We start from the raw sequence: 25,331 nt of genomic DNA on the forward strand, positions 1-25,331 counted from the left end.
CTTGATGGTTACTTGACTCATTGTCCGTATGGGCCGATTTGGCGGTCCGGGACGATCTTGATGGTATCCGACCTCGCAAAATAGATCAGGTTGGGCAGTGCCCAGAACAGCAGTGCGGCAATGATCGCGGATCCGACGACGGTCAGAATTTTGGCGGGCGAGAGTTTATTCTTCGCGGCCTCGGAGATGAGTATCGCCATGCTGGCGATGATCAGGACCAGAATACCGATGTATCGAACCGCTTGGAGAATCATATAGAGAATGGCCGCTATATTGGTGCCCATGGGGAATTCCTTTCCCGATCAATTCTGCGTCGGCGGCGGAATCCGCGGCGCGCTCGAGGGTGGCCGCGTCGCCGAGGCGGACGGCGGGGAAGTCTCGCGACCCTGCTCGGTGGCGACTTGGAGCGGAGACCGAAGAGCGGGAACGGGATCCATCGTCCGCACCTGCCATTGACCCGCGGCGCGGACCATGGTCAAGGGGTAGGTCAGAGCCGGTGCCGCTCCGCCGTCGGTCTTGGGGTTGACGGTCGCGAGCACCCGGGCTCGATCGGTAGTGGCGCCGCACCCCGAATCGTCGGCGCTGACCGTGGCGGTTTCCACGGTGGTGAACGGCGCAGGCCGCAGCGCGGAGATCCCGGAATCGGTGGTGATGTAACGGGTGATGTCTCCGGAACCGGTCAACATCGCCTGTAGGAATCCGCCCGCTACCTCCGCGAGCGGGGTGCCTTGCGCGCACGCGGTCGCGTAGTCCAGAACCAGGTCCGAGCCGTGGGCCGGCGGCTCCACAACGGCCGGCAGAGACAGCGCTCGAAGTTGACCGCCCACCACCGATACCGCGACCCGGTAGTACAGGCGGGGGTCGTCGGTGGATGCGGGCCTTTTGGGGACTCGCACGGAGACGGTCACTGTCCAGACATCGATGTCGCCGTTCGACACGCTCCGCGTCGCGTAGACAACGGTTGGGTCGATCACCTGCCGAGCACTGGTCGGCAGCGCGATCTGTCCGGTACCGCCGACGAATTCGGTGATCTTGTCCTGCTGGCCGGCGGTGGCGTTGAGGTAGACGACGATGAAATCCCGGGCGAACCATTCGGCGAGGCGTTCGCGTCCGATGAGCGAAATCGTCGAGCTGTCGGAGGGTCCGGGCGGGGGTGTGGAGAACGCGTCCAGTATGGCGTGACCGCCGCCGAGCACCGCGAGTGATGCCAGCACGGCTACGATGATGTTTTCCCGGCGGCGACGCACGGACATCTTGCGGAGCAGAGCCTCACCGGATTCCGCTCGCCTGCCGCCTCTGATATTCACTCTCGAAATGGTAGAGACCCGGTGGTTGAATTCAGTTCCGCCGTGTTCCCACCGTTGGAGAACGTCAGTGCGCGGGAGTTCGCCGCATTCGTTCCGCAACTCGATGCCGTAATTGTTCGTCGTATCCGACCGGCTGCGAATAACTACTATTTCCGGTTCCGGCCATAGCGAGTTCGGGCATGGGTGCGACGTCGCCGATCGCGGCGAGCTGGACCAGGGCCAAGGGCTGTTTGGAGTACCCGGGATAGGGGTAGATCACCACGGAGCTCGGGCTGTATCCCCCGGTGTAGTCGAGGGTGCGTACCGTTGCCCGGACGGTGTGTCCGGCACGAACGCGATCGGCCATCTCCGCGAGATGAACTCGTTCGTCGGGGTGGATGACATCGCCGGGCTGGAACAGATAGTCCCATCGGATCCATGGCGCTGGGTCGGTGAGCCAGTGCGATATCCCGGTGTGCTCGAGGTGAATCACCGCGAGGTGAGTACCGGCTCGGCGGTGCGCTTCCCGCAGGCCGACGCATTCGAGGTCCGGCCACTGATCGACCGTTTGGTTGGTGGTGACATCCTCGATGAGCAACCAGGCACCGCGACCACGCTCGTCGTCGCGGGCACGGATCGTCACACACCAGCGGCTGCCGCCCCGCGCAACCGATCCCATGAACTGGAGTTTCTCGCCAGGTCTGGGATCAGCGAGGAGATCGAGAACCTCGATGTGGCGATCGAGACCCGAGATGTATTGAAACAGCTCGGCGATGGATATCCGCGGCGCGTATTCCGACGGGGAGATTCCGGCGAGTTCCGCGAACCCGCTGGGCACGGCGATCGTCTGGGATTCGAGGTCCCAAATGGCCCCGATCGCCAACCCGGGCTGCGGCACCGACGCTCTGGCGGGACCCATCCACAGTCGTATGGCGTGCACGTCGCGGTCGGGACCGAGCACCGGCCTGATGTGCAGCGCGTGGGGTCCGGATTTGGTGGGAATCCTGAGGTCGACGTCCTGGGCCAGTTCGCGAGCGGCCTCGACGGCGTCGGTCAGCGATGAGGTTGTCACTCCGTCGTAGAGGGCCGGGGTCTTGGACAGTTGCCGCTGCAGTACTCGCTGCCATCCGGCGAAGCCGCGTGGCACGCCTCCGATCGAGGCCACCGAGATGGCGTCCGGCGTGAGGATCTCCGCCGTCACCCATGGAATCACCGAGCCGCCTTGCATCGTTCCCGCCGTACCAGCCGTTCTGAGGATTCGAGCCCCCGACAGAGACTCGAATTCAATGTACCGTTATTTAGCGGCTCATTCAATGTACCTTTGCCATGGCCGGGGCGTGAGTGATGCCTGGCAACGACCAAGTGACCGTCGAGTGATGGCGGCCAGACCCGCGCCTCAACGCGACGAGCTCGCCACCGCGATCACGCCGGCCCCGATCAGAACGGCGTCCTCGCCCAGCGTGGAGGGAACCACGCGCAGCGTCGTCAGGTAGGACTGTTTCGCGTGCTCGGCGACCGCCTTGCCGAGCGGTCGCCACAGCGCGTTCCTGGGTAGGGCCAGGCTGCCGCCGACAATGACCAGGTCGACGTCGAGCAGGACTGCGACCGACGCGATCGCACGTCCGAGCGCGGTGCCGGCTCTATCAGCGGCGGCGAGGGCGATGTGGTTGCCTTGGTCGGCCGCGCGGACCAATTCGGTTGCAGAGTCTCCTCGCCAGCCTTGCGTACGGGCCCATCGGAGCATGGCGGCACCACCGGCCACGGCGTCGAGACAGCCCCTCCCGCCGCATTCGCAGGGCACGTCGAAGCCCGGGACCAGGGTATGACCGAGATTCCCGGCGTTGCCCGTCCGGCCCACGACGGTGTACCCACCGATCAGAAGCCCACCGCTGATGTGGGTGGATGCCGAGATCACCACCGAATCCACGGCATCTCGCGAATCTCCAAAACTCCGCTCCGCGAAGGCCAGGCACACACCGTCCAACGCCAGGTGCACTTCCGCAGTGGGGAAGGTCTTGCGCACAGCCTCCACGATCCCGAACCCGGTACGCCATTCGGGGATCTCGATCGGTGCCACCACGCCGGTCGCCATATCGATCGGTCCACTGCACGCGATGCCCACCGCGCTGACGGTGGTACCCGCCGCCTTGTCCAACAGCAGGTCCCGGCAGGCCGGCCATACGTCCCGGGCCGGCTGGGGGATCCGGCCGATCTGATCGTCGTCGGTACCGGCGGTGACCTGGGCGGCGGCGAACTGACCGTCACTGATTGCCAGTGCCAGCAAGGTCATGAATCGCCTCTGATGAGAAGGAGTTTCATCGAGTCGGGTCCGCCCCCGGGCTTATTCTCCATCGGTACCGGTCGGGCGCAGCGGTTGACCGAGCACCAGATGCCGCCGGGGAGCCGACGGCACCAGCTCGTGGTGTGAGGGGCCGGGGCCCGTGCGGATGATTCGCATGGGCCGCTTCCGATCGAAGGGGGCGATGCGGTGCCGGTCCAGGTTCTCGACGATCTTCCCGGAGTTGTCGTAGGGCACCCCCGCCCAGATCATCGAGCGGGGTGCGTCGCCGCGATCGATGAATCCCTGTGCGAGTTGCGCGCACTCGGTCAGCAGGGGGCAGCTGTGGCAGACCTCGACCGCGGCACGCCAGGCGTCGGGTGTGCCGATATCCAGGTCCCAGTCGTTCGGCCCCTCCGAGCACGGTGGTCGGCTGGACCTGACCGGGCTGTTGGTCGCCTTGGTCGTACGGGTAGCCCTGTCCAGTACAGGGGTATTGGTGAAGCTCATAGCCGTCTCCGGATGATGCGAGGGCACAAAGGCTTTGGAGTGCCCCACTGATCGGACGGGCGTCAGGGCTGCTCTACAGTCCCCGGAAACCGGCTGCCATGGCCGGCAATTCGCACGTTAACGGAGACCAGCCGAACCCCGCAAGGGTTTTCCCGTTATCTAACGGGACATTGACTTGGGCGTAGTTCTGTTGCATCGTTGAACGATGGCGCGTTAGCCCCGTGCCGTCGTGAACCTGCAGAATTGATCCCGAGGACGAGCGCAACAGTGGAGTACACGATCGATGAACTCGCACGGGCCGCGGACACTACCGTGCGCAGTGTCCGCGTGTACCACGAACGCGGGCTCCTACCCTCGCCCGATGTTCGCGGACGCATCGGTTACTACGGACACAACCATCTCGACCGGCTGCAGACCATCAGCCGATTACTCAGTCGCGGAATGAAGCTCAACGGCATCCGTGAGCTGTTGGATGCCTGGGACCGCGGTGATGGACTGGCCGACATCCTGGGAGTCACCGACCAGCCCGAGGGCGAAGAACCGGTGACTCCGCAAGCCTCCGAGGACTCCCCCGGCCTGCCCGACTATCTGAGAAGGGCGCTGGCTGCCAGCGGTGATCCACTCAAGGAGTACCGCCTGTCGAACCCGCGGTGTTGTGATCTGGCGACCCGGCTCGTCGACGCTGGCCTCGCGGTATCGACCGCGGTGGAGCTGGTCGAGCGGCTGCGCTTCGACTGCGATCGGCTTGTGGAGCGGTATGCCGAAGCGCTGTTGTATCCGTTGGCGGGCAAAGCGTATGCCGAATCCGAGCGAGGACCGAAGGACCGCACCACCTTCGAGACGAACCTGGCGATCGGCCGGCTGATGACGACCCGTGCGATCGCCGAGTTGCTCGATCAGGCGTTGTGCCGCGAGGAACAGCCGTCCTCGCCACTGGACGGGTCCCTCCGCCAACACCTGGCGTAGTGCCGTCACGATGTGATCGAAGCCGAACCGCCGAGCCTCATCCACATCAAGAACAACACGTACACCTTTCTCCTACAGCCCCCCGTCCTGGATGGACGTAGAGCCAGCCGGTGAGAAGCTGTCCGATATCCCCGTCCTGCGCGAATCGCATCGGAGGACAGCCCACAGCCTTCGATACCGATGAACGCAACCGCGGTGAAAGACAGCGACGCTCGCCGCCATGACCAGGCGGTTCGGAAGGACTGCAGCCGTCGGACTGACGACACAATCGGGTTGGCGGACAGCTTCTCACCACTGCTGACAACAGGTGAGCGGCTGTGGTCGATACGCTCGTCGCTGTGCGGGTGATTGTGATCGGTTCAGGGATTTCGGGCCTCGGCACTGCGGCGGAGCTGCTGCGCGGGCGGCATGACGTCACCATTATCAGCGACGAATCAATCACAGCCACAACGTCTTTCCTGTCTGCGGCCGTGTGGTTCCCCACGGCCGCGGGGCCGCCGGAGCGAGTGCACGCGTGGGGTGCCGAAACATTCGAGTATTGGGAGGCACTGGCCGCGCAGGGGACGCCGGGAGTGAGGATGCGGGAATCGCTGGCCCTGTACCGGGAGGACCCGGTAGTACCTTCGTGGTCGAGCAGTGTTCGCGCTTTTCGGACCGCCGACCACGATGAGTTGCCGCTGGGCTACCACTTCGGCTTCCGCTTTGCCGTCCCGTTCGTCGAGATGCCGACATACCTTCCGTACCTTCGTGATCGGGTCGCTGCCGCGGGCGGGCATCTGTTGCATCGGAAGGTGCGCCGGATCGACGATCTCGCGGACTTGGTACCCGACGTGGTCGTCAACTGCGCCGGGTTGCGCGCGAGCGAGCTGGTCGGTGATCGGCAAACCTATCCGATCCGCGGCCAGATCGTGCGTGTGACCAATCCGGGCCTGTCGGTGTCGATTCGTGACGAGGCGCACCCGCTCGGACGCGCGTACGTCCATCCCCGGGAGAACGACTGCATCCTCGGCGGATCACTGGATCGTGGTCGATGGGACACCACCGTGAATCCGCAGTTGACACAGTCGATCCTCGACAGATGCCGTGACCTGGCGCCACGGCTGGCGGAGTGCAGCGTCATCGAGACACTGGTCGGTCTACGCCCGGGCAGACCGGAGGTCCGTCTCGAGCTCGACACCGATTGCTGGCCGGACGTACCGGTGATCCACAACTACGGGCACGGCGGCTCCGGCGTCACGATCGCCTACGGCTGCGCACGCGAGGCGGCCGCACTCGTCGACGAACTCTGAACAGCGTCGAAACCGGGTATCCGGCTCTCCTCCCGCCGTACATCCGGGCCATATCCCAACGGCCTTGCCCGACCCGGCCGCCTTGACGGCTCCGCTCAGAGGCGGGCCAGCGTCCGGAATCCCGGCACCATCGGAATATGCGGAAGGCCCGGGCGCAGCACCACGCCGGCATCGGTGGGCTCGACATTGGCCTGCGGGTACACCGTCACGACCTGGTTGAGTGCGGCGGTGAAGTCGCGGCGGAACTGATAACGGCGGCGGCGATCGCTGGATTCTGCGGCCGAACCGAACTGGACCATCAGCGACTCCCACGGCACCGTGGTCGGGCGGTTGACCGAGAACATGCGGTAGGTGAGCCAGGCGTAGACATCCAGACGCAGCGCTGAACCGCCGAGGGCCTTGATCGCGTTCATGTCCAGAGGGACCGGATGGGCGGTCACCTCACGAAAGAACTCATCGCTCAAGTGCACCGTCGAGGCGGACAGCGAGGACTGTTCGTCCTCGCCACCGCACCAGATGTTGTAGGCGCTGGCGACAGAGAGTTTCGCACCGACCTTGCGATTCGCGTCGCCCTTGTACTCGATGGTCAAGGTCGCATTGAACAGACGATGCGACTGATTGCGCATGCGCGTGAGCGATCCGTTCTTCCCCCCGGTCGCAGCCAACCCCATGGAGTTCATGAAATCGGTGAGACTGTTGCCGAGCACGATGTCCTGGGAGCCGGTGCGCACGGCTTCGGTCGACAGGAAGGTCAGGATCAACCGGGGCATCGTCCCGTACGGATAGCCGATCGACTGCGGCTTGTTGTTCTCATCGGTGGTCATGCCCGGCTGCACCGTGAGCGACAGGTCGCCGTTGCGACGGCCCCAGGCGGGCACGTCACCCGGGTCGCGGTAGGGCAGCGAGGTCTGGGTGAACACCCGGGCGAGATATCCGACCTCTTGTTCGCCGTCCCACACCTCGGCGGCAGCACGCACGATGTCGAGCGGGCTGCGTTTCGGTCGTGACACAGCGCTAGCTTCGCATGAGTTTCAGGACTTCCCAGCTGTGGGAATACTCCGCGTCGGCCGTATCTCTCACAGGAGATCGGACGAGTCAACCACCGTGGCAGCGCTCTCGACGACCGATCCGCGGTCGGTTGGGATCTCATCCGCCCCCGGACACCGGCATGCCAGCACGAGTCGAAATCGCCTCTCGTCCAGCCAAGTTGACACCGTCACGGGGCGGGCCCGGGAGCATCATTCAGGGGCGTGCCAGCGCGCGGAAGCCGGGAGACATCGGGATGTGCGGCAGACCGGGCCGCAGTACTACTCCCGCATCGGTGGTGTCGACGTTGGCCTGCGGATAGACGATCACGACCTGCTTGAGGGCATCGGTGAAATCGCGGCGGAACTGGTGACGGCGGCGGCGATCGGAACTGTCGGCGGCGGAACCGAACTGCACCATCAGTGACTCCCACGGCACCGTGGTTTCCCGTCGCACCGAGAACATGCGGTAGGTCAACCAGGCGTAGACGTCCAGGCGCAACGCCGATCCGCCCAGCGCCTTGATCGCGTTCATGTCCAGGGGGACCGGATGGGCGGTCACCTCGCGGAAGAACTCGTCGCTCAGCCGCACGGTCGAGGCGAACAGCGACGGTTGTTCGTCGTCGCTGCCGCACCAGATGTTGTAGGCGCTGGCCACGTAGAGTTTCGCACCGATGCGCCGGTTGGCGTCGCCCTTGTACTCGATGGTCAAGGTCGCGTTGAACAGACGATGCGACTGGGTACGCATCCGGGTCAGCGACCCGTTCTTCCCGCCGGTCGCGGTCAGGCCCATCGAGCCCATGAAATCGGTGAGGCTGTCGCCGAGCACGATCTCCTGGGAGCCGGTGCGGACCGCCTCGGTCGATAGGAAGGTCAGGATCAGGCGCGGCATCGTGCCGTAGGGGTAACCGATCGATTGCGGCTTGTTGTTCTCGTCGGTGGTCATCCCGGGCTGCACCGTGAGCGACAGGTCGCCGTTGCGCCGTCCCCAGGCGGGTACGTCACCCGGATCCCGGTACGGCAGCGAGGTCTGGGTGAACACACGGGCCAGGTAGCCGACCTCCTGCTCACCATCCCACACCTCGGCGGCAGCGCGCACGATGTCCAAAGCAGATCTTTTGGGTCGCGGCATGGCCCCTAGCATTGCATGTAGGCCGGAATTTGCCAGTTCACCCCGGCCCCGTGTGTCCGGTTCCCACCCGGTAGCCGAGGCCCTCGGCAGCGCCTGACGCGCATATCTTGCGGACATTCGCTGGTGAGCACGCCACTACCGGGCGGTCGACACGCATAACTTGCGGACACCGCCACGGTCAGGGCCTGGATTCCGACCCTGGAACGCGGGTCTGGTCACGCATAACTTGCGGACAGGCGCTGGACCGGCGGGCGCTGCGCATATCTCGCGGACGGTCGGCCGGGCTGGATACGCACCTGCCCGAGCGCTCTCCCCCGCTCATACGCATAACTTGCGGACAACCTCGGTGCCTGCGCGCATATCTCGCGGACGGTCGGCCGCCGTTCGCGCATACCTTGCGGACATCGGGACGTGGTGTGCGCATATCTCGCGGACGGTGGATAACTCGTGTCCGCGAGGTATGCGTGACGGTGGCGGCTCGCGTCATCGAGCCGGAACGGCTCCATGCAGGCCGCGCTCGGTTTCTGCTCCGGCGTGTCCGTGTCTTATGCGTGCTCGATCGCGAGTCGCTACGCATAAGATGCCGACACCTGATCGTGGTGGTTATCCACGCATATCCTGCGGACGCGTGGGGACTCGGCCTGTGGATAACCTGACCGAAAAGGCTTGTGTCCACGCATATCTCGCGGACAGGCCCTGAACTGTTTTCCCAGGATCGCGCGCATATCTTGCGGACGCCGCACGCATAACTTGCGGACACCGACCCGGTATTTCCGCAGGTGACACGCCATAAATCGCGGCCCCATGTAGTTCTTCTCCTAGAAAAGATTCCTGTAGTAGGGTGGTGGAGGTTGTGGATAGAGACCTCGCACAGCCACCCCCTAATGTCCCGGCCTTCTGAGCCGTGAAAATCCTTCCCCGAATACCTGATCCGCCTACCCGTGGCTGTCCCGGTGGTGGAATCGGTTGTCCTGCAACGTTGTCCACGGCCGGCATCCGGACTCCGTGCCTTCCAGGCTTGGCTTTGATCTCCGCAGCGTGCTGTTCGGTCGATGCCCGTTGGGCTCCCCCATCTCCCTGGCTCTCTGCCACTCCCTCATTCGAAGGTCGTACCTACATGACCGACCAGTGGCGGGCCGCGCAGCGAATCCTCGACGTGATCGAGACAGCCGTATCGGGGCTACACGCCCCCGATGTAGCGGTGGTGGTACCACCCGTGCGGTGGTACCACTCTGAAGACCTTGCTGTGAAAGTCGGATCAGATCGCCGCCGACGTGTCCTCTGTGGTCTCGGAGTCCTCGGCATCGCCGGCGAGTTCAGTGATCTCCTCGGCGAGATAGAACTTCAGTGCCTGGTCCACGAGCGCGCTGCGACTGCCCGCATGCCACTCCTCGGCCAGGGTGTCCAACGATTCGACGTCGGTGGCGATGATCCCGGCGAGCGGGATCTTCACTGGCGGCTCGGCGTGGCGGCGTCGCCGCGGACGGGAGTGGTCGACGCGCTGAAACAACCGCCCCTTGGGTTGGGCAGCGGCCGCGGTGGCGAAATGGTCTCGCAGCTCGGTTTCGAACTGTTCGATGGCGTCGAGGACCACCTCGCCGTAGCTGCGTCCGCGTCCACGCTGTTGCTTCTCACGGTGGGTCAGCTGCCGTAGGGCCTCGGCGACCACGGCCGCGACATGGGCTTCGGGGGTGGACTGAGTGGTTCGGGGGGCGCGAACAGTGGTCTGGCGCGGTCGTTTAGGAGTCGCTGTCTCAGCGGCAACCTTGGCGGGGGCCTTACGAACCGACTTGGCCGCGGTCGGAGCCGCGACGGGGTCGAGGTGAACGGGTTCGGGCGCGGGGACAGGCGCGACCGGCACGGCGACGGGTGGAGGCGGCGGGAGCAGATCGTCGATGTCGTCGAGATCGTCGGCCTTGAAGGCCCCTTTGCGGCTCATTTACACAGCCTCCTTCGTACGCTCGCCAGCAGCCAGACGAACAAGTATTTCCTTGGTCAAGGCCTGATAGTCCGACGCCAGCGGCTCGGTGTCACGTGACCATCGCTTGGTCGGGCCGTCCTCGCCGTCGGCATTGTCACCGGCCTTCGGTGGCGTGAAGTTGATCAGCTCTTCCGGGGTCAGGTGGAATGCTCGCGCGTCGAGCGCGGTCGCCTTGTCCTGGCGGATGAAGTTCCGGAAGGGCTGAATCCCGGTGCCGTCCAGCAGATCCATGATCTTGCCGAGAGTGTCCTCGTTGCGACGCACGGCACGAGGATTGCAGTCGAAAAGGATCATTCCCATCAACTCGACCAGCGCACCGTTCTTGCGAGCCCACAGATACCGGTGGGCCAACAGCTCGGCGCCGTCGATGCTGCCGTCGTCCTCCTTGGTCGGCACGACAAGCCAACTCACCACTTGCAACAACAGATCGAGGACGCCACGGTCACCCGGGCCCGAGTCGATCAACACCAGGTCATAGCGACCCGACTCGATCAGTGCCTCCAGCGCGGTCAGCAGATTGTGGCGGGGGTCGATCCCGTGCTGCTCGGCATTGGCCACGACAGTGCCCGCCATGGCGAGAAGCTTTCCCCCACAGACCACATCGAGGCCCTCGCGGACATCGAGCACAGGCTCAAGCGCGGATCCGTACTGCAGAGTCATTGCCAAGGAGCGGCCCTCGTCGGAACCTTTGACGCCGAGATCGCGGATGGTGCAGTTGCCCTGCTGGTCCGCGTCGACGACGAGTACTCGTTTGCCTCGTTTGGCGACAGCCACCGCGATGGCGGCCACGATCGACGACTTGCCCACTCCCCCCTTCTGATTGGCCACCAAGATGGTTCGTCTCACGGCTCGGGGAACGGGCAGCAAACGCATACTTGTCACGCCTGCGACGCTACCCGAGTGATCACCTCACCGACAACAACCGACATGGGGTGTGTCGCGCCCGTCGCATGGTTCTGTCGCGAGGTCGATCAGATCGTCAATCGCTGTCCCAGGCAACAGATCTGCCACTCAGCACGGTGACCGAGTGAGCGACGGGCGGGTCAGTCGACGGTGGAGTCCGTCATGTGATTCCTCGGAGTGTTGCCTCTGTATTGGTCACGGCAGGATGCCTTGTCTATCGCAGCAGGACACACGGTATTGCAGATCTATGCTGATGAATCCGAAACGGTCTGCCCACCAGTTGGTTTCAGGGTACGTATCGAAGGCATGGTTGCGTTCGTTGGAGCTGTCGCCTCTAATCCCGAGGTACAGGGCGATCTTCGGAGAGTGTCAGCGATCTTTTCTTGGTGCGTAGGCAAGGTCAGACAGTAGGAATTGCGTCCGCCGACCGATGCGGTCATTGGCAGGTGCGTGACACAGGTACTGCACTCGTCACGTCGGCATGCATAGCGAAGTGTCCGAGGAACACTCGCCTTGAAGGACAGGCAAACGACCTGTCGTGCGTCAGGTGCAATGAGCTGCGTACCCGCCATGCTTTCGACCGGCTCATCGACCTTCTCAGCGAGCGTGCTAGCTGTACTGAGAATGCCCCGAATCGCGGTAGGCGGGAAGACGTGTCGTCCGTTCCGAAGTGTCGTCCAACAGGTCACCTTAAGCAAAGCCGTCGTTAGTGCCGAGTAATGCGTATTAGCGATCTCCACAACTGATGCCCTAGGAAATATCTCCTGACCTGCTGCAGACACGGTTGGGTCAGTGATCGCTAAGAGGGGCCGCCGTGCCGCCACTCCGATCGTCTTTCCAAAGATAGACGACAAGATCGCATGCAGAGGCTTCGAGATTATCTGTACGGCCGCAGGATAGACATCCGCAAGACGTGCAGGTTCAACGAGATGTCGGATGCTCCCACTAACAACGCTAGAACTGACCCGAAATGAGGAAGGTTCAAGAGCCTCTTCAACATACCTGCCAAGGACCTTATTCGAGGCAAAGACACCGACCTCTAGCTCGGTCGAATCGGTGGGACGTTGAGAAGTATTCAACAAGGCATGCAGCAAGACTGATTCATCGACGTGCTGATGGAGCAGACAGTCGATCAGGCAATCGGCACAAGACGAGCCACCCGTGCTGGACCGATGACGCCCCGCATACACTGCCGTCGCTAACGTCGTACACAACGTCGCATCTAGCGTCGCATGATTAGTCTTTGAAGATGTCTCATGTACGACATTAGTGATGCCGGAGGCGATGGCGGCAACTATGCCCGTCCCGCAGGTATGGCAATGAACATGCAGGCAGTGGTAACTTTCCTCCGCCAGATCAACCTTCGTATCCGACCGGAATCGTGCGCCCCTACGGACATCGAGGGAGGAGAAGGTCGTCGGTGATGGGGGCTGTGCAATCGCTGATTGCTCCGTCACGACTCCTCCTCTCCGCGTTGCGTACTCGACTCGATGGTGCGTGCAGCGAAGTCTAACGTGAAACCCGAGGACAGTGTCTGACCTGATAGACAAGTCGGACACCAGGACTTGGGGCAGAGGTGATTGCACGGATCTCCAACCGACTGTCATCGCGTTGTACGCATCGATTGCTGAAAACTCCGGTACTCCGGTTCGAATGACGATCGGCGGGCGCTGCGGCCTTCGTCGCCGACGACAACATCGATGCGGTGAACTGAATTTGGTATCGCGAGCGGCACGCATCTCTCACGGGTGGCGAGGCATTCCGAGAACCGGCGGACACACGTCATCGAGGCATCGGGTTTGGATGACAAGGACACGTTGAAATCGAATCGCGCTCGCATATCCGACACGGGGGAGTGGACGCTGACGACCTGCGTCCATCGAGTGAATCATCCGTCGCGACAGACAGCCGTCGGTAGTACCACGAGACATAGCACCTTCCCGGCGTACGTCGCGGCCAAGCAGGCTGGCGCGGACAGCGATTCGATCAGCGGTTGGGTGAGCACGAATGACGGAGGTCAGCGTTCGGCGAGTCAGTTGCTTCTGACCGCAATGTGCAGACCGGCGCGCAGCCTCCCGTGCCGAAACCATGCCGCAGTTTCCGGTGCGATCCGGGACCTTGTGCTCCGCAACTCAGGGTGCGTCACTCAGCGTTGTAGTCGCGACAAGCGCCGTGCATCGTGTCGATCCGCTGGACCGGGGAACCGGGACGTCCTATGCCATGCAGCACATGCGCGGCGGTCGGGGCTCGTGTACTTCTGGCCTTAACGCCACACTGCTCTCGGTTCCCGACAACTCGGGTAAAGGCTCGATCGTGTCGCCGTATTCATCGGTACAGGTGGGGGGGCAGGATCTGGTGATCGAGCATGGGCTACCCGAGATCGACCTGTGCTTCCGATGGTCGGCGCGGGAACTCAGCGTAGGTAGCCGCGGGTCGAAGCGAGGAACCTCTGACCACTGCGGCCTTCACGGCGTGATCGCGCGGCGGACAAGCGCTCAGCATCGACCGGGAAGCGGTGGACTGAGGTCCAGTATGACGATGACGCCGGAGCGATGCGGCGACGTTCATTGCGATCTGGGACCGTGATGTCGACTGGGTCCGAACGTCCTCGGCGTGGTGTCGAGCGGGGTCGGCATCGTTTCGTCCCATCCCTTTACCGGCGGCACGAGCGCCCCGTTTCCGGGTGAGACACCCGGAAACGGGTGATTGCTGAAAGGATGCCGGTTCGTGGGGCAAAGCTGACATTTTCAGCCATATTCCGGCGCGTCAATCTCTAGCGAGAGCGGAAATGTGCCCTATTTGGGCCGTGGGGCGATTCGAGTGCCCGAATGGTGTCCATACCCGATTTACGTCTAAAAATGGCTACACGGGGCAATTAGAGGCATCGCCTGTTGACCTGCGTGAATGGGGTGCGGGCACCCGTGGGGGAGCTCAGGTGTGCTGCGAGTCCGGGAAGGGCGTGTGGCGTGGCCCGAGTGATCGATCGCGTGGGGGAGGGGCGCTGACTTGGTCTGCGGTGTCTAGCTGTTCTGACCGCGTCGCGCGGGCGCCGGCGTTCCGCGGCGTGTCGGGGCGTCGCATCTCGAGGATGCGAGTGGCTTGGCTGGCGAGGCCACTGGCTGGTCGGTCGAGTGGGGCTCTCGATTCGGTTGCTCGTCGCCGCGGTTTGTCCCGGCGTCCTTCTGTAGGCTTGGAGGGGACGGTGTTCGTGCCGTTGACCTGGTGTTTTGTCGAGTTTCGAGGCTGGTGACGGCCGCCCGGCACCGCATCCGAGCGCGCGGGCCGAGCACGGACTTCTGTGGTGTATCCACCTCTCTGGCAAGTCGGTTGGAGATGTTTTGTTCTGAAGCTCGATAATTTCTCTTATCGTGCGTCGAAGCCGCCTGTTCCCACGTAGAGGCTAGTTTCCTAAGTGAGGGCGACTTGCGGGCAGAGTGTCATTGGGTGTTCCATTTCGATGTCAGTGGCGCGACTGGGTCGATTGGCCGTTCGAGGTTCACTCTGGGGCGGTCGGCAAGTGGCAGATGGGCCGGAGGTACATCGTGCCGACGCTACGTTCGCCACATTGCGCCTGATCGGCTGGTTGTCCTCACCGCGACGTTGAGGACCACGAGATGGTGATTGCGGGTTTCTTGCCGACCGCGAGCCGGCGGCGGCTGGTTCGACCTCCGACACTGCCACCCCGTGGTCGGCGAGGAATGCGCGCCTTTGTTCCGATCGATCGGCCGCTCCGCGGGGGTGTGTGGCCGACGTCGCTCCAGGCGGCGTATTCGACGCGCGGGGTTCATTCCACGCCGTTCACGCGTGGGCTGGTCGTCGCACGCGCGGCCTGCGGGGGCCGCCGTCGGCGCTGCTCGGTCCTGTCATCGAGAGATGCGAGCCACGCGAAGGGTTTCGGGTCGCTCGGTGGCGGTGGAGATTCTCGGCCCGGTGCAGATCGCGCCACTGACGGCTCACACGGGTCAGCATGGGTCCATGCGCGGGTCACCGGTCCGACCGCGGCATCGAATTGATCAAAGCCACAACGAGTTCCGATCAGGGGCCGGTGATGGAGCCTGACGCCCGGCGGCTGGAGCATGCCGAGCTTGCGCTGGAACTGCAGGCCGCGGGATTGCGGGAGGCTGGTCCGGCTTCGACGCCCCTCATCCCCTGGTCGGCGAGAAATGCGCACCTTTTCCGACGACCTCTGGAGCCCCGGTCGGATCTACTATGGCGTGCGCATCAACGACCGGTGATGCGTGGCGAGAAGGGCGCTCCCCCTCGCCGACCCGGTTCCGATCTGTACTCGGTCCCTGCGGTTGGACGCTGGAGGAGGTCGCACAGATACTGCTTCACGCATTTCTCGCCGACTGGAATCACGTCTACGGCCCCCGACGAGCACATCGCACGGCTCGTTTGTGCAGGTGAGGAGGACTCTGATGATCGGGCATCCGTGGGCCACCATCATCCGGGTTTCCGATGACCTCTCGTTGGTCGCCGTGAACTGTCGCGCATAAGCCGCCGACCTGCCGATTGCGAAGCGACGTCAAATCGGCTGGGGCGCATCGGTTCTGTGCCCATCGAGAGCCGAATACGCCTTCGCGAGCCTTGCCTGCATCCAAGTCGGACGTGTCTCATGCGCTGGCGGTCGGCTTGTTATGCGTACAGCACCCGAGCTGCTGGTGTCCGTCGAGCCGTGTCAGTGCTGCGCATAACAAGCCGACCTTCCCAGGTGAGCGCGTGGATCGGGCTGCGCCGACTCCCTGTCGGTCAAGGCACGGAGTGGGTGCTGAGGGCGGTCGTCGCGCAGGACACCCTGCCAGGGTGCGCATTTCTCGCCGACCAAGGCGCACGGGCCGGCCCCCGCCCGGCGCTCGATGGGCACAGCCCGCGGACGGCGCCGATCGAGCGCCGCAGGCAACCCTGCAACCATCGGGGGTTTCGACGCCCGACGCGCCGTCTGTGCGCATTTCTCGCCGACTTTGTGCATAAATGTGTGCACAACCCTGTGGATGCAGGATCCTGTCCACACATTCGAAGCCGACCGCTTCTCTCGGGTTTTCCGACTGCTCCACACATTTCCTGCCGACCCTCCACACATTTGTTGCCGACTGAGGCTCCGTGTTTTCGCAGGTCAGACGGCATAAATTTGGCCCTACAAGTAGTTGTTCTTCTAGTAGAAGAAAATATCTAGTAGTAGTACGCGCTCGAATCCTGTGCACAATCGCGGCTCGCTCTCATCGGCTGGTCGGTAGCCTTCGCGCACCTCACCCGCGGATACCGTCATCGCCCGTGACCCCACCTCCGGGCACCCTTCATGCCGGTCTCACCGAGGTTCCGGCGCTCGGCGACCCGCGCCGCCACCACCGGACCTCGCGGCAGGTGCGAAGCCTCGAAGACCAGGTCGGCTTCTAATGCGCATCGAGTCGAGGAATCCGCTGGTCGCTCCCTGCGATTGTCCCGCTCTGTCGAGAACGTGCGCATTTCTCGCCGACCAGGGGGTTCGGAATGTGACCGCGGTCATGCGAAATCGATTGCCCGCGAATAGGGTCGGCTTGTAATGCGCATTGACACGGACACGCCGACTAAGGGCGGGCATATCAGCGTTATCCGTGCAATGCTGACCCTCATGCCGCGGCCGAAACGAGATGAAGCAGAGCTCGCCGCCTGCGTTGCCGAAATTCAGGCTCTGCGCGAGCAGGAGCTTCAAGAGGTTGGCTACCTGGGGCGCCTCTTCACGCAGTTCAGCCTCCCTTACAAGGATCCCGGCGCGGAAAAGGCCGTCTGGGGTCGCCAGAGCGGGGCGTACAGGATCTCGGTGCAGCCCGGCATGGTCATGGAGGACGGCGTCGCCCAGTCGTACGGGTTTCCTTACGGCGGCATTCCTCGCTTGATCCTGGCGCACTTGTCGACGGAGGCGGTCCTGACCGGCGAGCCCGTCGTGGTGCTCGGAAGCTCCCAGAGCGAGTTCATGCGGACGGTCGGGCTCGGCCGTGCAACGGGGGGCCGGACCGGGACCATCGGCCGTTTCCAGAACCAGACCGAACGGCTGCTTCGCTGCAGCATCATCATCGACTACAAGGACAGCAACGCCGCGCAGCGATCCAAGGCCATCAAGTTGAGTGTCGCGACGAGCTGGGATCTGTGGTGGACGGGCCACATCGGGCGAGCGGGGCGTCGGGGCGATATTCAGCCATCGCTCATGCCCAGCACCATCAACCTGTCGGCCGAATTTTTCAAAGAAGTCATCGCTCACCCCGTACCGGTCGACATGAAGGTTCTCAACGCGTTGCAGTCCTCGCCGATGGCGATGGACATCTACATCTGGCTGACCTATCGCGTGTTCAAACTCGAAGACCCCGTGCGGATCTCGTGGCCGCTGCTGATGCTGCAGTTCGGCACCAGCCTTGCCGACACCAAGCAGGGTCGGCACCAGTTCCGGCGGGACTTCAAAAAACACTTGGATGCGGTCAAGACGTTCTACCCGGATCTCAATGTGACAGTTGACGACCAAACCGGATTGACGCTCTACCCAAGCCCCACCCACGTCCTCAAGAAGCCCACCCGACGACTACACACCATCGAGTGACCGTCGGTGACACGAGAACCCGCTCACGGGTGACGCTGGGCACCGAGCTCCAGGCCGTCGGGAAGTTCGAACTCCGCAGTATTTGCGCCCGGGAGTGCGGAGGAAACGGACACTGATGAACCGGCTACTGCCGCAGCAGCCAGCACCTCCGCGGCTGGCACATCCGGGGACCGCACACACCAGGTTGCAAGTGATCCTGAAGGTATCCGAGCACGGTCTGATCGGCCGGTGAGTGCCGCCGGATTTGGATCATGGCATTGTGTGGCCCGCAGCAGGATCGCGGTCGCCCCGCTCGCCAGCTTCATGCCGGTCTCACCAGGTTCAAACAGTCGGCTAGCCGCGCCCGCCGGTACCGGACAGTGCGGCCGCCGCGGAGCTTTGAAAGCCAGGGTCGGCATCTAATGCGCATCCAGTCGCGAAATCCGCTCGTCGCCCCGTGTAACTCACCTGCGGCTCAAGGGGTGAACGAAACCGCCGTTCCATGGACGTCCCCGGTTGTTTGCAGCACCAGCCGGCTGTCATAGCCGATCAGGATCCACGACGCCAAATCAGACCGTGAATCGACCAATACCTGACGGACGAATTTCGAATGGTCACCCGGTTCCGGCCCGTGCAACCTCCCGGACGGTGTCAGCCGCGCCCGCTAGGCTGCGAAGCGGGGCTGGCCAACCGGCAGCCTCAGGCCGCCCGGCGAGTGGATTCCTCCTTCGACCGGGTGTGACAGCGAAGGGGCCCCGGCCGTGACTGTCGATCCCCCGGGAGAGGTTTCCGGGACTCGGCGAAGCTATGACTCCGCCTGGCGCCGCTTCGAAAGTTGGTGTGCCGCAGAGAGTTACCACTCGATCCCGGCCTCTCCGGACACCGTCGCACGCTATCTGGAGGACGCGGCCCGGGAGACCACCGACGGACGGTATCGCTACCAACCCGCCACGTTCGGGGTCTGGCTCGCGTCGATCGGTGACCGGCACCTGCGACAGCGACTACCCAATCCGTGCACCGATCCGCTCGTGACCACCCTCATGGCCGAGATTCGTGAGGGCCGTGCCGCAGTCGGCGATTCGACGCGTTCGACGCCACCGTTGCTGGCCGCCGATCTGCGAGTGGTCGTGGCCAGCATCGATGCCGGCGCACGCGGATGGGTCGCGCAGGTCGCCGCACGTCGCGATATCGCGTTGCTGGTGCTGGGTTTCAGCGGCGCGCTGCGGACCAGCGAGCTGGCGCGCCTCGAGGTGCGCGACGTCACCACGACCGAACGGCTCGACGAGCAATGGTTGGCGGTGCGGCTGCGCAAGCCGGGGTCGGGCAGAGATGACCCCGACTTCGTATATCTACCCAGGGGAACTACGTTGCCGCGGTGGTGTCCGTGGTGTGCCTACCTGCGGTGGCTGGCGGTGATCGCCTCCCACGATACGGCCGTCGACCGAGTGATCAAGCGCGAGAAGGAACGCGAGCGCGCCGGGGCGGTGGTGGACTGGACCACGGTGGCAGTGGCAGCAGCCGATTCCGGGGCACTGGCGGTCACGCGCCTGGTCCGCGGTCCGGCTGCACTGGACGAGCATGTGTGTCATGGCTCCTGGCCCCGTGTCCCGCAGACCACGACCCCGCTGTTTCGATCGCTGCGCAATGGCGTCCCTCGCGACAAGCAAGCGCTGACAGGAGGATCCATCTCCCGGATGCTCAAACGCCGTGCGACCCAGGCCGGGTTGGACGATGCCACAGTGGCGTCGTTGAGCGCGCACGCGATCCGGGTCGGGTCCGCGACCGAGGCTTTCGCCCGGGGCGCGAGCCTGGACGAGGTGATGGCGCTGACCCGCCACAAGTCCGCGAACGCTGTTCGCCGCTACGACCCAGCCTCGTCCGCCGCGACCACGGCGGCCGCACTGTTGCGGCTGTGACGCCGCCGCTCGAACCCGAACCGGGTGCGCCGCCGGATGATCGGCAACCTCCGCCGGACCTGCCCGCGCGCTATCAGCGCCCCTGGGAACTGTTCGCGCGCTGGTGCGCGGCCGCCGATCAGGTCGCCCTGCCCGCCACGGCGTTGACCGTCGCGGCCTTCCTCGACGATCATCCCGCCACCCTGGCCACGCACCGCACCCGGATGTCTGCGATCAACCGTGCCCACCTCACGGCCGGATTCGCTGCACCCGGTCGTACCGCGGCTTTGCGCACCGCACTCAGTGCGCATCAGGCGCATCGGCGGGAACTGACCACAAGTCGAGTGAAATCGGTTGTGCCCCAACTCCCTATCTGGGGTTGGACCCGCGGCCTGTTCGGCCGCCGCAACGCTGCGCTGCTGGTGCTGGCCGCTTCCGGTATGACCTACCCGCAGATCGCGGGACTGACCCAGCACGAGTTGCGCTTCGGCGCCGATGACGCGGTCATCGGCGGGGGCCTCGCCACTCTCGTGTCCACCGCAGACCCCGCCTCCTGCCCTGTCGCGGTCCTGCGCCGCTGGGTAGACGTGCTCCGTCTCGCGCCCCGGCCAGCGGGTCGCGGCCTGCTCGAACACCATCTGACCCATCGCAGTCTCCCGCGCGATGAGCTCGACCCCGCTCACGCCGACCTTCCGCTGTTCACCAGCTTCGACCGGCGGGGATACACCCCGATGCACGACCACATCCCCGTATGGCTGCAACCGCTGTCGGCCACCTCGATCGCCACGATCGTCACCACGCATCTGCGCGGCCCGTTGCCCGCCTATCGTCTGCACCCCACGGTCACGGCGGCCCCACGGGATCGGCCCGTGCCCGTCCTCACCGACCCGGTCGACCTCGCTGATACCTACGACGCCGGCGTCGCTGCCCGTCACCGAGATCATCAGCGGCTCAACGCCTTGGATGACCTGTGGGACGAGTTCGACAGCCAAGCCGACGAGGTGGCGCGAATGCTCGAGCGGGCGCTGGCGATCGCCGGTGACGCGCTCCCCGACGCCGAGCATTGACCGACGTTCGGCAGCGTTCCGAGATCATCCGTTCCTGCTCGGCGGCCCGTTGCTGCAGACCAAGGCGGTAATTCTGAATCCGCTATCGCTGTCGGCCCGGCTTCGGCACGCCGGTACGTGGTGTTCGGCCTCGTCAGTCCGCATGATATGCGCAGTCCGTCAACGGATTACAGCCGCGCCCGCAGCACTTGTCGCGAGCCGCAGCGCGGATATCCCTTGTGCGCCGTGTCATATCGACCCGTGGAGTACGACGCTGATAACTGTGCATTTCACGCCTAGCAACAGGCTGGAGAGGGATAGGCCGGCGTATACCGAATCTGGGGCGATTCAGAGTAATCCGCGAAGTTGAATACTGGATTTTATCATTCGGAAGCCTTCGGAAGCGGGCGCTGTCGTGCTGTCTGGCAAAGCCTGCCAGATCGATGTCAGCTCGAACCGGCAAGGTTGATCTCTCCTGGTCCCCGCCCATTACCGAAGGCATTCACCAACCTATGCACACCGATGTGAACACCGCGGCTCAAATCGCCCATCATGCAGCCGAATTCGCCTGGACATGGAGTGTCGCCGACCTCACTACCTTCGGCTCGGCCATAGGACTACACCTCAACCGTCTGACCCGTAACAGCGCCACGTTCACCACCAACCACTCCAACGGTCGTACCGACGCCGACGCCTACATCACCACCGACGGCACCCCCGAGCTGCAGCGCATCTCCTACTTCACCACCGACATCACCGACCCCACCAACGCTGCCTCGCTGGTCGGCGCCTATACCGAACTCTCGTACCGGATTACGTCGGACCTCGGAGCACCCACTCGCCGAGAAGCGCAACCCAACTCGTACATGCGCTGGGACCTACCCAATGTCATCCTCATCCTCACCGCCAGCAACCTCTCCATCGACATCGACATTCTCAACCCCAACTACAGGACGTGGCTCCACAACCTCGACCTGGATACGTTCCGACCTGAAACCGAAGTCCCCTGAATTCCGAGCAACCCGGGTGCGGTGCAGTTCGCTGGCACCCGCTGTCATCGGTTTGCCAGACCCATTGTCGTGACTATCGGATCGTGAGTACTGACAACCTTCGTGCTCGGTCGCGCAGCCTGGCCTGAGAATTGACTGTGGCGGGGTCTGCGCCGCGAGGCCCTGTCTTTGGCGGCGAGAAGTCCTCGAGCCGATCGGGGATCGACCCGAGGGCGCGCAAGTGCCTGTCTGGCGTGCCGATACGCGGCTGCGCTACCCGGCCACCAGGACCCGCCGTGGCTCCGAATCGTCGACAACTCTGGCGAATTCGACCAGTTGGTCCGACCGGCGACGGCCGAACGACGCCGACCCCGTCCGATGTTCGTCCTGGCACTCGGGCCACGTGATTGGGGACGGGGCGGTCGGATGTGCGTGGAGGCGCGCACTGGCGCCGTCAGTGCAGGCGGCTGTGGGCACTTTCTGCGGTCGGGCATCGGGACCTGGATGTGCGACCACGGGGTACGTCATACCGCCCGGACTTCAGCGATTACTACAGCGACCTGTAACTATGGGATGGGTTTGCGTTGCAACACGGTTCGATTCGACGCTGCGGAGTAGACGCGGCTGACGGTCACCACGTCCTGGTCCCGGCTACAAGGGCGGTGATGAGTGGGTCCGCTGCCTGCGGCCGAAGTCCGGACAATCGCAGATAGTTGATGAGGCTGGGTTCCCCGGCGACCCGGTGCCGGACCGGACAACCCAGCCCCGATTCGGCCGAAACCGGCCTCACCGATGTGTCCATGGTTCGGCTCCATCGAAAACCTAGGGGACCGCGGTCTCGCGCCTCCAACATCGCCAAACTGCCGCGCTCGGTCGGTAGACCGATTAGGCCGTCGGGCCGCCACATTCCCATCTTGATTTGAAGCGCAACATCATCGGGCCCGTGCAGCATGGCTTGTCTGGTGAATATTTCCGGGCTACGACGTGCGACGGCGCGGATAGCGTCGGCTTGCCGTTCAGGTGCTACTTCTCGAAGAACGGTCCGAGTCCGATGGTGCTGCAGCAGCAGACTGTAGCTGAACGCCTGACCGATAGCGGCCGGTACGATCGTTTCTCTGAACCGGTCGTAGGCGACGGGAAGATGCGATGGCCTTCGACCGACGGCCACGAGAGCACGCTGGTAGTCGATGTAGTCCTTCTCCCATCGAAGCAAGAACTTGATGCCCGTGGGACTGTGCGCCAATTCTTCCCTGATCACATCCGAGGCATCGATGATCGGTACCGCAATATTGCCTGCGAAATGCAGTATCTCCAGAGGTAGTGGCGCATACCGTTCGGGTGGTACCACCGGAGTGGTGTCGCCGTCGGCTCGTGGCCGTGCTCTCAGCCATTGCGTTATCAGCCCACCGAATGCGGCAGTACAAATATCGAAGCCGAGGCGGGGGATAAGGAAGGCGATCTCGGCTGAACCGGTTCCGGCCGATTCCAGCCGTATGCGTTGCTGCCGTTTTGCGATGGCGAGCTGTTGTCCAACACTGGTCAAGTCGGCCGAGACTACGTCGCCATACAGTTGAACCGGGTCGTCGTGGTTTCGATATTCGGCCGAGATCTGCCGAGGCATGGTCCGCTCCTGGGTTCAGTTGTTTCCACTGGTACTACTCCCGGATGTTCCCGGTCCAGTCGGGTATTTCCAGGAATGGGGAGCTCCTAACCTAGGGGTACGAGGTTGAAGAGGAGCGTCGATGTCGACAGGGGTCAGGAGTGATCGTTGGACTGCCGGGAGTGTGCGGTGGCAGGATTTGGGATCCTGTCACGGCATGGATTCGGCGGTCTTTTTTCATCCCGACGGTGAGCGTGGTCGCGCTCGAATGGATCGAATCCGTCGGGCGAAAGAAATTTGCCGAGATTGTTGTGTGCTCGATGCCTGTCGGTCATATGCATTAGGAACTGAACAATTATTCGGGATCTGGGGTGGAATGTCGGAACGGGAACGGCAGCGGACTATCGATCTTCGTGCTCTGGCATCGTGACACGATCTCGAGCGGTTACGGCCGTACTCGCACTGCCGTGGCGTGTGCCGCTCGGTGGCTCTCGACATCGATCCCGTCGGCTCAGTCGGTGCCTCAGCTGTCGTGTCGGCGCCGCGACAGTCATCGGCATCTGTCGACACGGCCGATCAGTTCCTGCTGGCCGAGTCGACGGTCGCCACGCCCTACGGCAGCCACTTCCGCGCAGGGTGCGCCCATGGACCCATTTCGCGCGGATCGACCGGGCCGGACCGGTGCGCTTCTGAGCGGAGCCGGCAGCCGGATCGTATGTGCCCTGAGTCATCTCGGGTCCAGACATCCATCGATCGCCAGGCGGGCAAGCACAAGAGCCGACTGACTTGGAGTAGAAGATCACAAACAGCAATAGGCAAGGGCTCAGCCAGGAGGGACGAGACGCGGGTCGGTCAACGTCGCGTACACGAGTCTCGCTGCCGCCGCTGACCTACGTCCCCCTCGGCGAGCATCCGCTCAAACGGTTTCCCCAATTGCTCGTCGGTCTCGCCCTCTACGGGTTGAGCCTCTCGGTCATGGTCCGCACCTCTCTAGGCGTCAACCCGTGGAGTGTCCTGTATGAGTGGCTGGAACTGCATACTCCGCTGAGTTTCGGCATGATCAGTGCCCTGCTGGGTGTTCTCGTGCTCCTGCTGTGGATCCCGCTCAAGCTGAAGCCGACGTTGGGCACCTTCGCCAACATCATCGTTGTCGGATTTTCCTCCGACCTGGGTCTCTCACTCATTCCTCAACATCTCGGACTCCCGGCCCGGGTTGTCCTGGCCATCGGGTGCGTCGTGCTCAACGGCTTGTCCATCGCCGTCTATGTCGGCGCGCGCTTCGGCCCCGGCCCCCGCGACGGGCTGATGACCGGCACGTCCGCCACGACCGGGCGTTCCATCCGGCTCATCCGCACTGTGATCGAACTCGCCGTGCTCGCCGTCGGCTGGATTCTCGGCGGGACAGTGGGCGTCGGCACGGTGCTGTACGCACTACTGGTGGGCCCGCTCGCCCAATTCTTCCTACCCTGGTTCGCCTACCGCAGAACCGCCGAACGCACGGTCTAAGAAGCTGGTCGGTCGCCAGGCGTTGTGGCCGACGAATGGCCGTAATTGAGTCGGGTCCGACAAGGCAATCCGCGATTTCCGAGCCTTGCGTGCGTCCCTGGACCTTTGACCGTCGAAAAGGCCAACCAATTGAGCGACACCGCTGCCACGCCCGCAGCGTCCATGCCTCGACTTCGCGCGTCTACGACCGTCTCAACGGTGTCGACCCGGTTGCGATGTCGCTGGCTGGTGGGCCGGGCGCAATCCGCGGTACCAGCCGCAACGGAGCCGGTTCGTTGCAATGACGCGATTGGCGGATCTGACTGTCCAGGTGAGATCGTTCGGTTGTGTTCGGTTCCGTCGAGTCCGGTCGCAGGATTTGGCTCTTCAGGACGGTGC

At 63.8% G+C, this 25,331-nt stretch carries 19 protein-coding genes; 9 read left to right on the plus strand and 10 right to left on the minus strand.

Features of this window, described 5'->3' with window-relative positions:
* Positions 1-17: 17 nt before the first annotated feature.
* The 5 genes from ACYVN4_RS38835 to ACYVN4_RS38855 all read right to left on the minus strand — a co-directional run bounded on the left by ACYVN4_RS38835 (position 18) and on the right by ACYVN4_RS38855 (position 4,074).
* Positions 18-284 carry a hypothetical protein gene (locus ACYVN4_RS38835; protein WP_460728164.1) on the minus strand — a complete coding sequence of 89 codons (267 nt, stop codon included), beginning with the start codon at positions 282-284 and terminating at the stop codon, positions 18-20.
* Between the two features lie 18 nt (positions 285-302).
* Positions 303-1,214 carry a conjugal transfer protein gene (locus tag ACYVN4_RS38840; protein ID WP_460728166.1) on the minus strand — a complete coding sequence of 304 codons (912 nt, stop codon included), beginning with the start codon at positions 1,212-1,214 and terminating at the stop codon, positions 303-305.
* 157 nt (positions 1,215-1,371) lie between these two features.
* A complete protein-coding gene (locus ACYVN4_RS38845) occupies positions 1,372-2,499 on the minus strand; it encodes a GAF domain-containing protein (protein WP_460728168.1) in 1,128 nt (375 codons plus the stop codon).
* Positions 2,500-2,682: 183 nt separating this feature from the next.
* Positions 2,683-3,576, minus strand: a complete 894-nt coding sequence (locus ACYVN4_RS38850) for an ROK family protein (RefSeq protein ID WP_460728170.1) — start codon at positions 3,574-3,576, stop codon at positions 2,683-2,685.
* 51 nt (positions 3,577-3,627) lie between these two features.
* Entirely contained in the window at positions 3,628-4,074 is a 447-nt protein-coding gene (locus tag ACYVN4_RS38855; protein ID WP_460728171.1) for a hypothetical protein, read from the minus strand.
* A gap of 198 nt (positions 4,075-4,272) precedes the next feature.
* Between ACYVN4_RS38855 and ACYVN4_RS38860 the strand changes: the two genes are divergently transcribed.
* Both ACYVN4_RS38860 and ACYVN4_RS38865 read left to right on the plus strand, forming a co-directional pair.
* Positions 4,273-5,040 carry a MerR family transcriptional regulator gene (locus tag ACYVN4_RS38860; protein WP_460728173.1) on the plus strand — a complete coding sequence of 256 codons (768 nt, stop codon included), beginning with the start codon at positions 4,273-4,275 and terminating at the stop codon, positions 5,038-5,040.
* Between the two features lie 338 nt (positions 5,041-5,378).
* Positions 5,379-6,329, plus strand: a complete 951-nt coding sequence (locus tag ACYVN4_RS38865) for an FAD-dependent oxidoreductase (protein ID WP_460728175.1) — start codon at positions 5,379-5,381, stop codon at positions 6,327-6,329.
* Positions 6,330-6,424: 95 nt separating this feature from the next.
* Here the strand turns inward: ACYVN4_RS38865 and ACYVN4_RS38870 are convergent, their stop codons facing one another.
* The 4 genes from ACYVN4_RS38870 to ACYVN4_RS38885 all read right to left on the minus strand — a co-directional run bounded on the left by ACYVN4_RS38870 (position 6,425) and on the right by ACYVN4_RS38885 (position 11,340).
* Entirely contained in the window at positions 6,425-7,339 is a 915-nt protein-coding gene (locus ACYVN4_RS38870; protein ID WP_460728177.1) for a replication protein RepA, read from the minus strand.
* A 232-nt stretch (positions 7,340-7,571) separates the two neighbouring features.
* Positions 7,572-8,486 (minus strand): replication protein RepA, encoded by a 915-nt coding sequence (locus tag ACYVN4_RS38875; RefSeq protein WP_460728179.1) that lies wholly within the window; start codon positions 8,484-8,486, stop codon positions 7,572-7,574.
* A 1,258-nt stretch (positions 8,487-9,744) separates the two neighbouring features.
* Positions 9,745-10,425, minus strand: a complete 681-nt coding sequence (locus ACYVN4_RS38880) for a ribbon-helix-helix domain-containing protein (protein ID WP_460728181.1) — start codon at positions 10,423-10,425, stop codon at positions 9,745-9,747.
* Positions 10,426-11,340 (minus strand): ParA family protein, encoded by a 915-nt coding sequence (locus ACYVN4_RS38885; protein ID WP_460728183.1) that lies wholly within the window; start codon positions 11,338-11,340, stop codon positions 10,426-10,428.
* Positions 11,341-16,641: 5,301 nt separating this feature from the next.
* Between ACYVN4_RS38885 and ACYVN4_RS38890 the strand changes: the two genes are divergently transcribed.
* The 5 genes from ACYVN4_RS38890 (at position 16,642) to ACYVN4_RS38910 (ending at position 21,868) form a co-directional block, all read left to right on the plus strand.
* Complete coding sequence (locus tag ACYVN4_RS38890; protein WP_460728185.1) at positions 16,642-16,764, plus strand: hypothetical protein; 123 nt, start codon at positions 16,642-16,644, stop codon at positions 16,762-16,764.
* 145 nt (positions 16,765-16,909) lie between these two features.
* Entirely contained in the window at positions 16,910-17,938 is a 1,029-nt protein-coding gene (locus tag ACYVN4_RS38895) for a replication protein RepA (protein ID WP_460728187.1), read from the plus strand.
* A 740-nt stretch (positions 17,939-18,678) separates the two neighbouring features.
* Positions 18,679-19,833 (plus strand): hypothetical protein, encoded by a 1,155-nt coding sequence (locus ACYVN4_RS38900; RefSeq protein ID WP_460728189.1) that lies wholly within the window; start codon positions 18,679-18,681, stop codon positions 19,831-19,833.
* Positions 19,830-20,879, plus strand: coding sequence for a hypothetical protein (locus ACYVN4_RS38905; RefSeq protein ID WP_460728191.1), 1,050 nt, complete (start codon positions 19,830-19,832; stop codon positions 20,877-20,879). Before ACYVN4_RS38900 ends, ACYVN4_RS38905 begins: the two co-directional genes overlap by 4 nt.
* Before the next feature lie 503 nt (positions 20,880-21,382).
* A complete protein-coding gene (locus tag ACYVN4_RS38910) occupies positions 21,383-21,868 on the plus strand; it encodes a DUF6301 family protein (RefSeq protein ID WP_460728194.1) in 486 nt (161 codons plus the stop codon).
* Between the two features lie 610 nt (positions 21,869-22,478).
* Here ACYVN4_RS38910 and ACYVN4_RS38915 read toward each other — a convergent pair.
* Entirely contained in the window at positions 22,479-23,468 is a 990-nt protein-coding gene (locus ACYVN4_RS38915; RefSeq protein WP_460728196.1) for a hypothetical protein, read from the minus strand.
* 121 nt (positions 23,469-23,589) lie between these two features.
* On the opposite strand from ACYVN4_RS38915, the gene ACYVN4_RS38920 reads away from it, so the two are divergent.
* Both ACYVN4_RS38920 and yczE read left to right on the plus strand, forming a co-directional pair.
* The gene (locus ACYVN4_RS38920) at positions 23,590-23,877 is read left to right on the plus strand and encodes a WhiB family transcriptional regulator (protein ID WP_460728198.1); all 288 of its coding nucleotides are present in this window, start codon (positions 23,590-23,592) and stop codon (positions 23,875-23,877) included.
* A 455-nt stretch (positions 23,878-24,332) separates the two neighbouring features.
* Positions 24,333-24,953: a membrane protein YczE gene (yczE, locus tag ACYVN4_RS38925; RefSeq protein WP_460728222.1), complete on the plus strand. Its 621-nt coding sequence runs from the start codon at positions 24,333-24,335 to the stop codon at positions 24,951-24,953.
* The last annotated feature ends 378 nt before the right edge of the window (positions 24,954-25,331 follow it).

It is taken from the genome of Nocardia heshunensis, assembly GCF_054782115.1.

Excerpts from the sequence above, each read along its gene's own strand:
- ACYVN4_RS38835 (WP_460728164.1), bottom strand. The coding sequence starts at position 284 with ATGGGCACCAATATAGCGGCCATTCTCTATATGATTCTCCAAGCGGTT.
- ACYVN4_RS38850 (WP_460728170.1), bottom strand. The coding sequence starts at position 3,576 with ATGACCTTGCTGGCACTGGCAATCAGTGACGGTCAGTTCGCCGCCGCC.
- ACYVN4_RS38855 (WP_460728171.1), bottom strand. The coding sequence starts at position 4,074 with ATGAGCTTCACCAATACCCCTGTACTGGACAGGGCTACCCGTACGACC.
- ACYVN4_RS38875 (WP_460728179.1), bottom strand. The coding sequence starts at position 8,486 with ATGCCGCGACCCAAAAGATCTGCTTTGGACATCGTGCGCGCTGCCGCC.
- ACYVN4_RS38880 (WP_460728181.1), bottom strand. The coding sequence starts at position 10,425 with ATGAGCCGCAAAGGGGCCTTCAAGGCCGACGATCTCGACGACATCGAC.
- ACYVN4_RS38885 (WP_460728183.1), bottom strand. The coding sequence starts at position 11,340 with ATGCGTTTGCTGCCCGTTCCCCGAGCCGTGAGACGAACCATCTTGGTG.
- ACYVN4_RS38895 (WP_460728187.1), top strand. The coding sequence starts at position 16,910 with ATGCGCATTGACACGGACACGCCGACTAAGGGCGGGCATATCAGCGTT.
- ACYVN4_RS38915 (WP_460728196.1), bottom strand. The coding sequence starts at position 23,468 with ATGCCTCGGCAGATCTCGGCCGAATATCGAAACCACGACGACCCGGTT.
- ACYVN4_RS38920 (WP_460728198.1), top strand. The coding sequence starts at position 23,590 with ATGTCGACAGGGGTCAGGAGTGATCGTTGGACTGCCGGGAGTGTGCGG.